The sequence below is a fragment of the Pseudomonas sp. 43A genome, assembly GCF_013363935.1.
Taxonomy (GTDB): Bacteria; Pseudomonadota; Gammaproteobacteria; order Pseudomonadales; family Pseudomonadaceae; genus Aquipseudomonas; species Aquipseudomonas crudilactis.
Map to the genome: position 1 here is coordinate 3,788,194 of NZ_CP054880.1, position 13,022 is coordinate 3,801,215.

The 13,022-nt window shown below is 60.0% G+C and carries 10 protein-coding genes; 2 read left to right on the plus strand and 8 right to left on the minus strand.

Translation table 11 applies throughout. The features are described from left to right. Positions 1–376: 376 nt before the first annotated feature. Positions 377–1,267, plus strand: a complete 891-nt coding sequence (gene xerC, locus HUW52_RS16635; RefSeq protein WP_049802099.1) for a tyrosine recombinase XerC — start codon at positions 377–379, stop codon at positions 1,265–1,267. On the opposite strand, the gene HUW52_RS16640 is transcribed toward xerC, so the two are convergent. The 6 genes from HUW52_RS16640 to HUW52_RS16665 form a co-directional block, all read right to left on the minus strand. Further along, complete coding sequence (locus tag HUW52_RS16640; RefSeq protein ID WP_093432691.1) at positions 1,268–2,326, minus strand: ABC transporter ATP-binding protein; 1,059 nt, start codon at positions 2,324–2,326, stop codon at positions 1,268–1,270. Next, on the minus strand, positions 2,323–3,921 hold the full coding sequence (locus HUW52_RS16645) for an iron ABC transporter permease (protein WP_175554286.1): 1,599 nt from the start codon (positions 3,919–3,921) through the stop codon (positions 2,323–2,325). Before HUW52_RS16645 ends, HUW52_RS16640 begins: the two co-directional genes overlap by 4 nt. Then, the gene (locus HUW52_RS16650; protein ID WP_175554287.1) at positions 3,922–4,935 is read right to left on the minus strand and encodes an iron ABC transporter substrate-binding protein; all 1,014 of its coding nucleotides are present in this window, start codon (positions 4,933–4,935) and stop codon (positions 3,922–3,924) included. Positions 4,936–5,145: 210 nt separating this feature from the next. Continuing rightward, on the minus strand, positions 5,146–6,663 hold the full coding sequence (locus tag HUW52_RS16655) for a glycosyltransferase family 39 protein (protein ID WP_175554288.1): 1,518 nt from the start codon (positions 6,661–6,663) through the stop codon (positions 5,146–5,148). Then, a complete protein-coding gene (arnT, locus tag HUW52_RS16660) occupies positions 6,660–8,375 on the minus strand; it encodes a lipid IV(A) 4-amino-4-deoxy-L-arabinosyltransferase (protein WP_175554289.1) in 1,716 nt (571 codons plus the stop codon). Before arnT ends, HUW52_RS16655 begins: the two co-directional genes overlap by 4 nt. Positions 8,376–8,438: 63 nt before the next feature. Then, positions 8,439–9,113: a histidine phosphatase family protein gene (locus HUW52_RS16665; RefSeq protein WP_256667848.1), complete on the minus strand. Its 675-nt coding sequence runs from the start codon at positions 9,111–9,113 to the stop codon at positions 8,439–8,441. 319 nt (positions 9,114–9,432) lie between these two features. On the opposite strand from HUW52_RS16665, the gene HUW52_RS16670 reads away from it, so the two are divergent. Then, on the plus strand, positions 9,433–10,737 hold the full coding sequence (locus HUW52_RS16670; RefSeq protein ID WP_099759119.1) for a HAMP domain-containing sensor histidine kinase: 1,305 nt from the start codon (positions 9,433–9,435) through the stop codon (positions 10,735–10,737). On the opposite strand, the gene HUW52_RS16675 is transcribed toward HUW52_RS16670, so the two are convergent. Continuing rightward, on the minus strand, positions 10,695–11,246 hold the full coding sequence (locus HUW52_RS16675) for a membrane integrity-associated transporter subunit PqiC (RefSeq protein WP_175554290.1): 552 nt from the start codon (positions 11,244–11,246) through the stop codon (positions 10,695–10,697). The genes HUW52_RS16670 and HUW52_RS16675 overlap by 43 nt on opposite strands. A 17-nt stretch (positions 11,247–11,263) precedes the next feature. Further along, positions 11,264–12,919 carry an intermembrane transport protein PqiB gene (locus tag HUW52_RS16680; protein WP_016985299.1) on the minus strand — a complete coding sequence of 552 codons (1,656 nt, stop codon included), beginning with the start codon at positions 12,917–12,919 and terminating at the stop codon, positions 11,264–11,266. Positions 12,920–13,022: the final 103 nt, after the last annotated feature.

Here is a 13,022-nt window from a genome sequence, read left to right on the forward strand (position 1 = left end):
CAGCGTAGACGCAAAAAATACCTTTGCATCAATAAGTTGCTGAAAAGACTTACCGTCGGGGTTCGGTTGACTTTTGTGGCTTCGCGCGGCAGTTTGAACGGCGCCGACACGGGATCTGTTGGAATTAAGGTTATGCCCGTTTTTGTGAAAGGAACATGAAAAACCGGTCGGCGAATCGTTTATCTAGAACTCATACAGCCGCTGTTCAGACTTCTACCGTTTATCGTCGTTTTTAGTAGAAAAGTCCTACGGAAGTGTCCCCTTTATAGGGGGAATGTTGCAGTTGTTAGTTGCTGTGTTGAATTGTTTTTACTCAAGGCCTTTACGTTTGACTGACTTGTCCGTTGTACCGCTGCAAACCCGCCAAACCAATCCGATGACCCTGTATCTGGCGCGCCTGGCTCCCTCCAGCCAGTTGACCATGCGCTACGTTTTGCAGGATGCGGCTGACCGTCTCGGCTTTGAAGACATGAATGTCGAGGATATTCCCTGGCATGCATTACAACCTGAAGATGTTGTTGCGCTGGTTGCCGCTTTGCGCGAAGACAACTATGCGCCGAACACTTCTTCGCTTTATGTGAATGCCGTGCGCGGTGTGATGAATGAAGCCTGGCGCATGAGCCTGATTTCTCAGGATCATTTGTTGAAGATGCGTTCGGTCAAAGCCATTGCCGGCACGCGCTTGTCGCAGGGGCGCAACTTGAAGCGCACCTTGATTCACGAATTGATGGAAGTCTGCGCCGCCGATCCGCGTCCGCAAGGGCTGCGCGACGCAGCGGTGATTGCGTTGTTGTACGGCACCGGCATGCGCAAATCGGAGTCGGTGGACCTGGACTTGAATCAGGTCGACTTCACTGAGCGCAGCCTGACCGTCACCGGCAAAGGCAACAAACAACTGATCAAGTACGCGCCGGCCTGGGCATTCGCCAAACTTGATGCGTGGCTGGAACTGCGGCGCTCGCAGCTCAAGGAAGGCGAGCGCGACGATGCCTTTCTGTTCAACCGCATCCGTCGCGGCAGCCACATCACCCGCGAGCGCATCACCAAACACGCGATTTACTACATTGCCCGTCAGCGTGGCACGCAGGTCGGGGTGAAGATCATGCCGCACGACTTCCGTCGCTCGTTTATCACGCGGGTCATCGAGGAACATGATCTGTCGATCGCGCAGAAACTCGCGCACCACAGCAACATCCAGACCACCGCCAACTACGATGTGCGTGATGACAACGAGCGGCGGCGTGCGGTGGATCGCTTCGATCTGTAATCAGGACGCGGCGAACAGATGCGCCGCACCGAGCACCGATAACTGCACGTCGCTGCCAGCAGGCGGCGCGTGCATGCCGGAGCTGCGCACCAGCAGCGACCGCCCGGGATCCTGAGTGATCGGCGAGCGCAGTTCGACGGTGAGGGTGCAGGTGTTGCCGGCAAAATCGCGCTCAGTGACCACGGCGGGGCAGCCTTGTGTGCCGACTACGGCGCCGGACAACTGCAACTGCTCGGGCCTGAGCATGATCTGCGCGTCGCCAATGAAACCGTTGCTGTTCACCGGCACTTGACCGAGATCGCAGTGGGCCAGACCGGATTCGATCCGTGCCGGCATCACCACGGCTTCGCCGAGAAAATGTGCGGTTTGCTCGTCGCGGGGAAAGCGGTAAAGGTCCATCGGATGCCCGGACTGCACCAGTCGCCCGCCGCGCATCACTGCCAACTGATCGGCAAAGGACAGCGCTTCGCCCTGATCGTGGGTCACTAGAATCGTGGTGACGCCGGCGTCCTCAAGCAAGCGCGCGACCATTTTGCGCATGGCGCTGCGCAGGCCGGTGTCGAGGGCGGAGAAGGGCTCATCGAGCAGCATCAGCCGTGGCTGCTGTGCGAGGGCCCGGGCGAGGGACACCCGTTGCTGCTGGCCGCCGGACAGTTCATGGGGCCAACGCTCGGCCATGTTGGCGTCCAGCGCGACGCTGTCCATCAGCTCCTTGATCCGCTCGTGTCTGGCCGCGCCGGTCAGTGCCAGGCCGAACCCGATATTGGCGGCGACGGTCATGTGCGGAAACAACGCGCCGTCCTGCGGAACATAGCCGATCTGCCGTTGGTAGGCGGGCACCGCATGGGTGCTGTCGACCAGCACCTGACCGTTGAGGGTCAGGCTGCCGGCGTCGGGGAATTCAAACCCGGCAATTATCCGCAGCAGCGTGGTTTTGCCGGAGCCGGACGGGCCGACAATCACCGTGCGGCTGCCGGTCGGCACTGACAGGCAGATGTCATCCAGCGCTTTCTGCGCGCCAAAGGACTTGTTCAGGGAGATCAGTTCGAGTGCGTTCATCGGCCAGCGGTGCGCCTGGATTGGTGATAGAGGAGGGCCGTCAGCGGCAGCGAAAGCAGCACCATCAACAGTGCGTAAGGCGCGGCGGCGGCGTAATCGATTTCGCTGGTCATCGCCCAGAAGCCGGTGGCCAGCGTACGGGTGCCGTTGGGGGCGAGCAGCAAGGTCGCGGTCAGTTCATTGGTGATCGCCAGAAACACCAGCGCGGCTCCGGCGGCAGCGCCCGGTGCCGCGAGGCGCAAGGTGATCAGCCACAAGGCGCGCAGGGGCGATCGGCCGAGGCTTTGCGCAATGTTCTCCAGTTCTACTGGCGCCTGGGCAAAACCGGCACGCAGGCTGACCAGTGCGCGTGGCAGGAACATCAGCAGATAGGCGAGCAGCACGGTGATGGTGGTCTGGTAGATCGGCCGGGCGAAATGGATGGTCACGGTGACCAGTGCCAGCGCCACGACAATCCCTGGCAGGGAACTGGTGATGTAATTGCAGCCTTCGAGCAGACGCTGCAATTTGCCCGGCGCGCGGATCGACAGCCAGGCAATCGGAATCGCCGCCAGACTGGTCAACAGCGCACCGGCGACGCCAAACGACAGGGTTTGCAGCAGCGCAGGCAACAGTTCGTCGCCGCCCCAGACCTCGGCGCCACCGGCAATCAGCCAGCGCCCCAACGTCAACAACGGTACGCCGAGCGCGAGCAGACAGGTCAGCACTTGCAGGCTCAAGCCAAGGAACACGCTGGCGCGATTCAAGCGCACCGTGCGTTGCTCGCGAGCGCTGCCGGAACCGACGCGGGCGTAGCGCGCCTTGCCTCGGGCGGCGGATTCGACGGTGAGCATCGCCAGACAACACAAGGCCAGAACGCCCGCCAGCATGTTCGCCGCCGGGCCGTTAAAGGTTGACTTGAACTGATCGAAAATCGCCGTGGTAAAGGTATCAAAACGGATCATCGCGTAGAGGCCGTATTCGGCCAGCAGGTGCAAGCCGACCAGCAACGCACCGCCACAAATGGCCAGACGCAACTGTGGCAACACCACCCGGAAAAACACCGCCCACGGTTTCAGGCCGAGGGATTCGGCAACGTCTTCAATGGCCGGATCGAGGCGACGCAATGTCGCCGCCACCGGCAGGTACAGAAACGGAAAATAAGCGATCACCGACACCAGCACCCCGGCCGGCAATCCGTGAATCGAAGGAATCAGACTGACCCACGCATAGCTGTGAACGAACGCCGGCACCGCCAGCGGCGCCACGGCCAGCAATGACCACAGGCGTCGACCGGGCAGGTTGGTGCGCTCGGTCAGCCAGGCCAGTGCGGTGCCGAGCAGAATGCACAACGGCAGGGTGATCAACACCAGCAGCACGGTGTTGATCAGCAGTTCCGCCACCCGTGGGCGAAACACCAACGCTTCGATGGTCGCCCAACCGGTGGCCCACGACACACCGAGCACAAACGCGATCGGCAGCAACGACAACAGTGAAACACCGACGGCCAGCGCGACCACCCAAGAACCACCGCGCCCGGTCAGGGCGCGGGGTTTTAGCCTCAGGCTGGCGGAGGAGGCCGCAGCGACCTGCGCAGGAAGGGTTTCGGGGAGCACTTACAGGATTCCCGCCTGAGTCATCAGCTCGACGGCTTTCTTGCTGTCGAGTTTTGACGCATCGACTTTGGGTGCGTCGAGATCTTTCAGCGGCGTCAGTTTCGGGTTGGACGGTGCGTCTTTGCCGACCGCGTACTCAAACGAGGTGCCGCTGTGCAGAATCTCCTGGCCTTCTTTGCTGGTGATGTATTTGACGAACTTCTGCGCCTCTTCCTGACGTTTGCTGGAGGCCAGCACGCCAGCGCCGGAGGTACTGACAAACGCGCCCGGGTCCTGATGTTTGAAGTAATAAAGCTGGGTGTTCTTGCTGTTTTCGCCGGTCTTGGACTGATCGACGAAGCTGTAATAGTGGTAGATCACGCCGCTGTCGATCTGCCCGGCGTTCACCGCTTTGAGCACGGCGCTGTTGCCGCGATACACGCTGGCGTTGGTTTTCATGCCTTTGAGCCAGTCCAGCGTGGCGGCTTCGCCTTTTTGCTCGAGCACGGCGGCGACGATGGCCTGGAAGTCGGCACCGGCCGGCGAGGCAGCCCAACGGCCTTTCCACTCCGGTTTGGCCAGATCGAGCAGGGATTTCGGCAGGTCTTTTTCCGCCAGTTTCGCCGGGTTGTAGACGAACACCGTTGAACGCGCGGCGATACCGATCCACTGGCCGTGTGCCGGGCGGTACGCCGCATCGACTTGTTCCAGCGTGGCTGGCGCGATCGGGGCGAACAGCTTGGCGTTGTCGACCAGTACCATCGCCGGGGAGTTTTCGGTGAGGAACACATCGGCCGGCGAGGCCGCGCCTTCCTGCACCAGTTGGTTGCCCATTTCGGTGTCATCGCCATTGCGGATCGTCACCGGAATGCCCGTCTCTTCGGTGAAACCGGTGACCCAGGCCTTGGTCAGGCTTTCGTGCTGGGCGTTATAAACCAGCAAGCCAACACCGTCAGCCGCGAAGGCGTGGCCGGCACTGAGCAGGGCGGTGACCAACAATGCGCGTTTCAGAAAGGACGGAAACTGTGGATTCATGACGACAACGCTCCTGATTTTTTAGACGTTATAGGCAGGCATTCGCGGGCAGACTTCAATGCGAATGATTTGCAGATATTCAGCCGCAGGCAATGTAGAGAGGCAAATGAGAAAAAAACGTCAAACAAACCGTTAATACATGTCATTGCCATTCAGATTAGCAGCGACTCGGTGACGCGCGGTGGCCGTGCGTCATTCCGCGTCAGGTGTTCAGGAGGGATTGGGCAGGTAGGCGACGCTCTGGTCGGCGCGGCCATGGAACACCTGTTCGCCGCGGGTTGGCGTGGTGGTGATGATCCGGTGGTCTGCGCTCAGATAATCCAGCGGCAGCGAATCGCCATTTCGGTATTGCGCGACGATGATGGTGCGTTGCGCATCCCAATGCTGACCGCTAGTGCGCTCCAGCCAGGCGAACAACGCAGCACTGGTGCCGGCACGTGGAAAATCAGCGGTTTCTGCCACGTAGTAGAAGGGCGCGCCGCCGGTTTGCAGGTACATCGGCACTTTGTTGTCGACCTCGATCATGACCATGCGCCACTGATTCAACGGTGCCTGTTGGCTGGCCTGCTCGCGCACGGTTGCGCCGAAGCGGATCACGCCGCCAGCGCTGTTGGTCCACGGATACAGCACACCGAGCACACCGGCCATCACGACCGTAGCGATTGCAAAAGCGATTTTCCAACCGCGTCCGTCGAGCTTGCGCGTGGCCATGCGCCGGGTGATCCACCACGCACCGAGCAGTTGCGCGAATGGCACCAGTGGCAACACGTAATAGCTGCGTCGACTACCGCTGGCAGTGAAAAACAGCAGCAACAGACCTAGCCCCTGAATCAGCCAGCGGGTGTCTGGCTCGATGTTCCGCCAGTTTCGCAGCGCCACCCACAACGCAATGAGCCAGCACGGCGCCCATGGCAGGGTGTAGATCGGCAGATACAACAAGTAGATGTAAATCGGCCCGATGTTGTCGAACGGCTGGAAAAACCGCACAACGTTTTCCCGCAACACCAGTTCCAGTCCGCTTTGCCGATAGTCAGGGGATCCGTAGACATGCGAGAGCAGGAACGGCAATCCATAGAACGTTCCGGCGATCAGCAGCGCGGCGCACAGGCGCAGGTTGAGATGGCGTTTCCAACGGCCGTTTTGCAAAAGATGCGGTAACAGCAGCAGCCCCGGCAGGATGAAACCGATCAGGCCCTTGAACAAAGACGTCAGCGCCAACAGGCCGAAAAACACCACATAGCGCCAGAACCGGGTGTCATCAGGGTCACGCCAATACCACCACACCGCCGCGAGAACACCGCAGACGGTGAGGATGTCGGCCGTCGCGACCCGCGCCCAGAAGAAGAAATAGAATGTGGTCGCCAACATCCATCCGGCAATCAGCCCGGTCCCTTTGCGAAACAATTGCTCGCCCAGCAGGTACACCAGCCATACGCTGAACCACGCCGAAATGACCGACGACAAGCGCAATGACCAAGGCCCCAGGCCTCCAGTCAGCCAGGAAGTTGCGGTGATCAGCCAGTACGACAGCAAAGGCTTGTCGTAGTACGGATCGCCCTTGAGATACGGGTCGAAGTAGTCACCGCTTTGCAGCATCTGCAAAGCGATATTGGCCCAGCGGGTTTCCGCGCCCCAGAGTTCGCGACTGCCCAGCCCGAGCAGCAGCATCAGGGCGGTCGCCGCCAGCAGAATCCATAACGCCCTGGGTTCTTTGGCCGTCGCGGTCATGGCTGGCGCTTGGCGAAAATGTAGATCTGCAGATTGCCGCGCTGGTAATGCTTGCCGTCAGCCGGCAACAGCTCGATTTCCTGCGCTTCCTGGGTGCTGTTGACGCGCATCACCACCGCCACCGAGCCTTTTTTGCGCGCTTCGGTCATCCATTTGCCGACATCATCCAGACCGACCTTGCGGGCAGCCATGGCCGGATCGTCGAGGCCGTATTTCAGTTCACCGACGGTATTGAACAGATCCACTTGCGGCCGCTTCAGACGCCAGGCCAAGGCCGACGCGGCGCCAAGGTCATTACTCAACAGCGAGGACGCTTCGCTCAAGGCCTGTTGATGCTCGGCAATAAACTGGTCGGGCATCTTGCTGTCGACGATTTGCGCCGGCATTGCGGCGGGCAGCAAGGCGATCAGCAGACCGATGCCGAGCGCCGGCATGGCCCACATCGTCAGCGGCCGCATGACTTGCAGGGCATTGGCGATGATCCAGCCGATCAGCACGATATACACCAGCGACAGGCTGAACATCTCGGTGTTTTCGTAGAGTTCCTTGCTCGCTTGCAGGTAGATCAGCGCAATCAGGGCAACGCTGCCCATTACGGTATTGATCACGCCGTTCAGGCGCAGAACCTGCGTGTTGCGCTGCTCCAGCCAGTTGACCACGGTGTAGCCCATCAGCAGGGCCAGAGGAAACAGGCACGGCATGATGTAGGTCGGCAGCTTGCCGCTGCTCAGACTGAAAAAGATCAGCGGCAGCACAAACCACAGCGCCAGAAACGCGGTTTTTGCCTCGCGTTTTTCACGCCAGGTACGAATCAGCGTCGACGGCAACAACAGCGCCCATGGCAACGTCGAAGCAAACAGCAACGGCAGATAGAACCACCACGGCCGTGCATGCTGGGCATCATCGCCAGCGGCGAAACGGCGGATGTGTTCATGCCAGAAGAAAAACCGCCAGAAGTCCGGCTCGCGCACGTGTACCGCCAGTGCCCACGGCACGCTGACCAATGCGGCCACCAGTATCGCCACCGGGCCGTAGCGCAGCAGTTCGCTGAAACGGCGTTGCCAGATCATGTAGGGCAGGGCGATCAGCACCGGCAGCAGCAGGGCCAGAAAGCCTTTGGTCATCAGGCCCATTCCACAAGCGGCGCCGAGCAATGCCCAACTGCCGAGACGGGCCTTGGGGGTGGTGCTGTCGATGGCAAACCACACCGCTACCAGACTGAGGTTGACCCACAAGGTGAACTGCGGATCAAGGTTGGCGTAGCCTGCCTGACCGGCGATCAGGCCAAAACTCATGTACAGCAAGGCACATGCCGCGCTGATCCGCGGGTTGTTCCAGAGCCTGCGTGCCAACAGATAGGCGAGCCAGACGCTGACGCCCGTACTCACCGCCGAAGCGATGCGCACACCGAACAGGTTGTCGCCGAAAATCGCCTGGCCGATGGCGATCATCCAGTATCCGGCAATCGGTTTCTCGAAATAGCGAATGCCCATGAAATGCGGCGCGACCCAGTTGCCGCTCAGCAGCATTTCCTGGCTGATCTGGCCGTAACGGGTTTCGTCGGGAATCCACAAACCGTGGCTCATCAGCGGCAACAGATAAAACAGCACAAACGCCAGGATCAACCCAGGGATCGCCCAGCGTTCGATCGGCGAGGGAGGTTGCATCAAATGACGGGCAGCGTGGCGCAACGGAGGGGTATCGGACGTCATGACTGGGCCTTGGGGCGAATAAATAGTATCTGGCTTAAAACACTAGAAGCCTTGGCGGTTTTTTCATTGTTTATGTGTAACGTCTAATATCTGCCAGAACGGTGTATTGATAATGCCCAGCACTGTAAGTTGTTTCCGGTCATCAATTCGTACAAGTAAGGTACTGCCATACTCGGCGGCAATCGCGTGAGGAAAACCGGTCTGTTTTTCAAAATCACTGATACAGCCGCTGTGCGTGACCAGTACAAGATTCTGCTGCGCCACTTTGCGCGCGACGATGTCATCGCGAAGTGTCGGGCCGCAGGTGGCCAGCCAGTCTTCGGCGCTGGCGTCGTGGCCGAACATGTAATGCGCGGTTTGCGCCGTGCGGGTCAGCGGGCTGCTCAACACCACGGCCTGCTGCATGCCCAGTCTGACGAAGCCTTGACCGACCGCTTGCGCCGCGCGGCTGCCCACTTCGGTGATGCCATCCGCCGGGCCCAGGCAGGTATTGCTTGAGCGGTCACAACGTTCGGTGTGCCGCACCAGCGCAACGACTTCACCGGCCCGCCAGGCTTTTATCCATTCAGCGGTGGTGCTGCGTCCGGCATGATCGAGGTCGGTCGGTGAGCGTGGCCACCAGACAAACCCGCTGACCAGAATGGCCACAAGCACGACGCACACCAGTGCAATCCATAGCCGAAAGCGCGGCGTGCGCCGGTAGCGGAATAAATGTTTCAACTGAAATAATTGCGCCACAATGTTGCCTCTTAAAACGCCAGATAGTTCATTCAGTGCAACGCAAGGCTTGGGCAGCGAGCAACTTTACGACTGTTTACTTGAATGCTGGCTGAACACTACGTTCAAGGTCGTCGGGGCGCGGTGAAGAACATGTGAAAAAAATTGCCAGAAGTTACTTCGGACAAACTAAAGCGCCTATTTGATAAACAAACTCAATTGTTGTTTTTGTTTATCGAGGGGCCTTAACAAGTCTCCATCGTTGCGGTGAAGCTCAGGCTGTCACGCAACGGCATAGCGCCGGGCTAGCCGGATAAACACTCAGGAGTCGTTCGAACGCATGGATCTCAAGCAAAGCCTGACAAAACGGATCGTGATCGTGTTCGCCCTGATGAGTGCTCTTGTGGCCGGTGTGTTTGCGTTGGGGATCGTCGCCACCGTGCACGTGGTCGAGCGCAAGTTGACCACCACCACGCTAAGCGGAGGTCTACGCCGTTTATTGGCAATGGATGACATCAGTCACTGGAGCCACGCCCCGGAAAAGGGCGAATTGTTTTTTTTCGAGGGCGGCCAGGGGCCGTTGGCACTGACCCGGCAACTGGCGGCGCTGCCCTTGGGCTTTCAGGAAATCACTTTTCACGGTGACGCTTTCTACGCCATGGTCGAAGCCGTTGGCGGGCGCAAATACGTGTTGCTGCGGGATCAGGAAAGCCTCGAACAACGTGAGCATCTGCTGTTTATTGTGGTGATTGTCGGGTTCATCCTCAGCGTGATTCTGGCGATTATTCTGGGCCGCTTGCTGGCGCGACGGGTCATGGCGCCGGTGATTCGTCTGGCTCGCCAGGTGCGCCACCGCGATCAGCTCATCGAGGTGGCGCCGCCGTTGCATCCCGATTACGCCGCTGATGAGGTCGGCGAGCTGGCGCTGTCGTTCGATCAGACGTTGGGACGTCTGCGCGCCACCTTGAGCCGGGAAAAACTGTTCACCAGCGATGTCAGCCATGAACTGCGCACGCCGTTGATGGTGCTGAGCACGTCCTGTGAGTTGCTGCTGGCGAATCCGTCGCTTGATGCCCGCTCGACGGCGCAAGTCAGCCGGATTGCCCGGGCCAGCCACGAGATGCGCCAATTGGTCGAAACCTTTCTGATGCTGGCGCGCAAACCCGAAGAAGTCCGCGTGCAGTCCACCTGCACACTGAAGGAAATTGCCGATGCGCAGACAGAGGTGTGGGGCCGCTTGATCCGCGAAAAAGGCCTGGAGTTTGTCTACGATCCGCAGCACGCCGGCGCCGGACGCTTCAACTTGACCTTTCTGCAATCAGTGATGGGCAACCTGTTGCGCAACGCCTGGCATTACACCGACCACGGTTTTGTGCGACTGACCTTGCAGGAAAACAGCTTCGTGGTCGAAGACAGCGGCATCGGTATCCCGGAAGAACAGCGCCATGCGATGTTCCAGCCCTTCGTGCGCGGTGACGAACAGCGCGGCGAAGGGCTCGGCTTGGGGCTTTCACTGGTGCAGCGGATCTGCAGCCAGCAACAATGGCAGGTGAAACTCACCACCCGTGAGCCGAATGGCTGTCGCTTTACTGTGACGCTGATTCAGGACGCGGGCGGGCAGCCGCGCGGATTGCCGGCAGCCTGACTGATCGCCGCAGCCAGGCGTTTGACGTTGTTCTGCTGGGCCGTCACCAGCTCATCGATGCTCGGGCCTGAAGGTGTTTGCAAGGTCGAGCGGCAGGTCAGCAGTCCACTGTCGGTCGCCCCTGATGGACGCAGACGCCATTTGGCGTCGATCAAGGCGTACTGCCCCGGGATCGAATCGAAGCGCTGCACTTCGATGCGTACCGAGGTAGCGCCCTGGCCGCCGGTATTGCTCAATTGATCGCTCAGCGCACCGCGCAGCTCATCGGCAAGTGTCGCGCCCCACCAATCGGTTTCCAGAATCGCCAGGCCGCTGTTGCCTTGGCGGATAACGATTTGCGCGCGGTCGACCTGTGGCGGAACGCTGAGGGCTTCGATCGGAATCTGCGTGCCGCCGCCCTTGTTACTCAGTTGCACCGGGGTCAGGGTGTGAAAGCTGATCGGGTCGCTGCGGCAGGCGCCCAACAGCAACACGGCAGCGAGCACGGTGATCTTCAGCGGTAAAGCCATTGCGGTAGCTCCTGTGCTCAATTGCGTGGTGGCCCTTTCAGATCCAGCGGCGCGGCGTTATCGGGACGACCGCGAATCAGCGATTCCGGATGTCGGCCCAGGTAATCCGACAGCTCACGCAGCGAGCGCGACATGCGCCCGAGTTCGTCGAGGGTTTCCGTGAGTTTCTCGCGTTGTGGCGAATCTTCGGCCAGGGTCGAGCTAGCGGACTGCAAGGTCTTGCTGACATCGGCGAGGGTGCTCTGCACGCCCGGCAGGGTCTTGGCGTTGAACTGGGTCAGGCCTTTGCGCAGCTCGATCAGATTGCTGTCGAGGTTGTTGGCGATGCGATCCACTGGCAACTTGTTGAGCTTGTCGACCACGGCTTCGAGTTTTTCCTGCAACTGTTCGAGGCTGCCGGGCACGGTCGGTAGAACGACCGGGCGAGCGCTCGGGTCGAACGCGACTTTCTCCGCTTTCGGAAAGAAGTCCAGTGCCACGTACAACTGGCCGGTCAGCAGGTTGCCACTGCGGGCCTGGGCACGCAGGCCATTATCGACGAAGGTGCCCAGCAAGCGGATGCCGGCGGCTTCGTCGTTGGGGTCGTGCTTGAATTCGGTGAGCATCTTTTTGTAGGCCTGACCGAGACGTTGCGGGTAAATGACGATGCCGACATTAAGCGGGAAGGTGCGTTTTTTTGCGTCGAAATCGAGGTTGATGCCCACGACCCGGCCGATTTCCATACCGAGGAACTCGACCGGCGCATCGACCTTGAGTCCGCGCAGCGACTGGTCGAATCGCAGCACCATGTATTGCGCCTTGCCGTTCGGCGGCGCGAGGGCACTCTGCTGGTCGGCGAACAGTTCGAAATCCTTGTCGTCAGCGGCGGCCACATCGTTGGGACTGTAATCCGGAGCACGGAATGCAATACCGCCCACCAGCATCGTCGACAGCGATTCGGTCTTCACGGCAAAGCCGTTGGCACCGACATTGATGTCGATGCCGCTGGCATTCCAGAAGCGGGTATTTTCAGTGACGAACGCGTCGTTCGGCGCGTGAATGAACACCTCGATATCCACCCCTTTGCCTTCGGGGTTGAGGGCGTAGGTGACGACCTGGCCGACCGGAATCTTGCGGTAATAGACCGGTGAACCGATGTCCAGTGAACCGAGGTCCGGCGCGTGCAGCATGAAGCGCTTGCCGGGTTCGCCATAGGTGATCGGCGGCGGATTTTCCAGACCCTTGAAGTTCTTTGCGCGGCCATTGGACTGGCCGACGTCGGCGCCGATGTAGTCACCGGAAAGCAGGGTGTCGATGCCCGAAACCCCGCCGGCGCCAATGCGTGGGCGCACCACCCAGAACTGTGAATCTTCGCGCGTGAAGGTTTCCGCCTGTTTGGACAGTTTGATGGTGGCGTCGACGCTTTTCTGGTCGCCACTCAACTCGACGTCCGTGACCTGACCGATGACCACGTTGCGGTATTTGACCTCGGTCTTGTTCGCCGTCAGGCCGCTGCCTGTCTTGAAGTTGACAATGATCGTCGGCCCTTCCTGCATCACGTTGTGCACCACCAGCGAGATGCCCACGAGCACCGCCACAATCGGCACAATCCAGACGAGTGAAATGCCGAAACGGCGGGTTTTGACTGGGGCTTGGCCTGGCGCTCGCGGCTCGTCGGTGGCTGACGACTTCATCCATGTCTCCTCGATTGAATGGGCACTGAGCGTCAGGAACGCAAAAGCACCTCATCAATATAGAAGTGCTTGGCGATAGAGCAAATGTGAATAGCGCATGCAC

Bases quoted from the DNA above. Each gene is read 5' to 3' on its own strand.
- HUW52_RS16675 (WP_175554290.1), bottom strand. From the start codon at position 11,246: ATGGCTTTACCGCTGAAGATCACCGTGCTCGCTGCCGTGTTGCTGTTG.
- HUW52_RS16655 (WP_175554288.1), bottom strand. From the start codon at position 6,663: ATGACCGCGACGGCCAAAGAACCCAGGGCGTTATGGATTCTGCTGGCG.
- HUW52_RS16670 (WP_099759119.1), top strand. From the start codon at position 9,433: ATGGATCTCAAGCAAAGCCTGACAAAACGGATCGTGATCGTGTTCGCC.
- arnT (WP_175554289.1), bottom strand. From the start codon at position 8,375: ATGACGTCCGATACCCCTCCGTTGCGCCACGCTGCCCGTCATTTGATG.
- HUW52_RS16680 (WP_016985299.1), bottom strand. From the start codon at position 12,919: ATGAAGTCGTCAGCCACCGACGAGCCGCGAGCGCCAGGCCAAGCCCCA.
- HUW52_RS16650 (WP_175554287.1), bottom strand. From the start codon at position 4,935: ATGAATCCACAGTTTCCGTCCTTTCTGAAACGCGCATTGTTGGTCACC.
- xerC (WP_049802099.1), top strand. From the start codon at position 377: ATGACCCTGTATCTGGCGCGCCTGGCTCCCTCCAGCCAGTTGACCATG.
- HUW52_RS16640 (WP_093432691.1), bottom strand. From the start codon at position 2,326: ATGAACGCACTCGAACTGATCTCCCTGAACAAGTCCTTTGGCGCGCAG.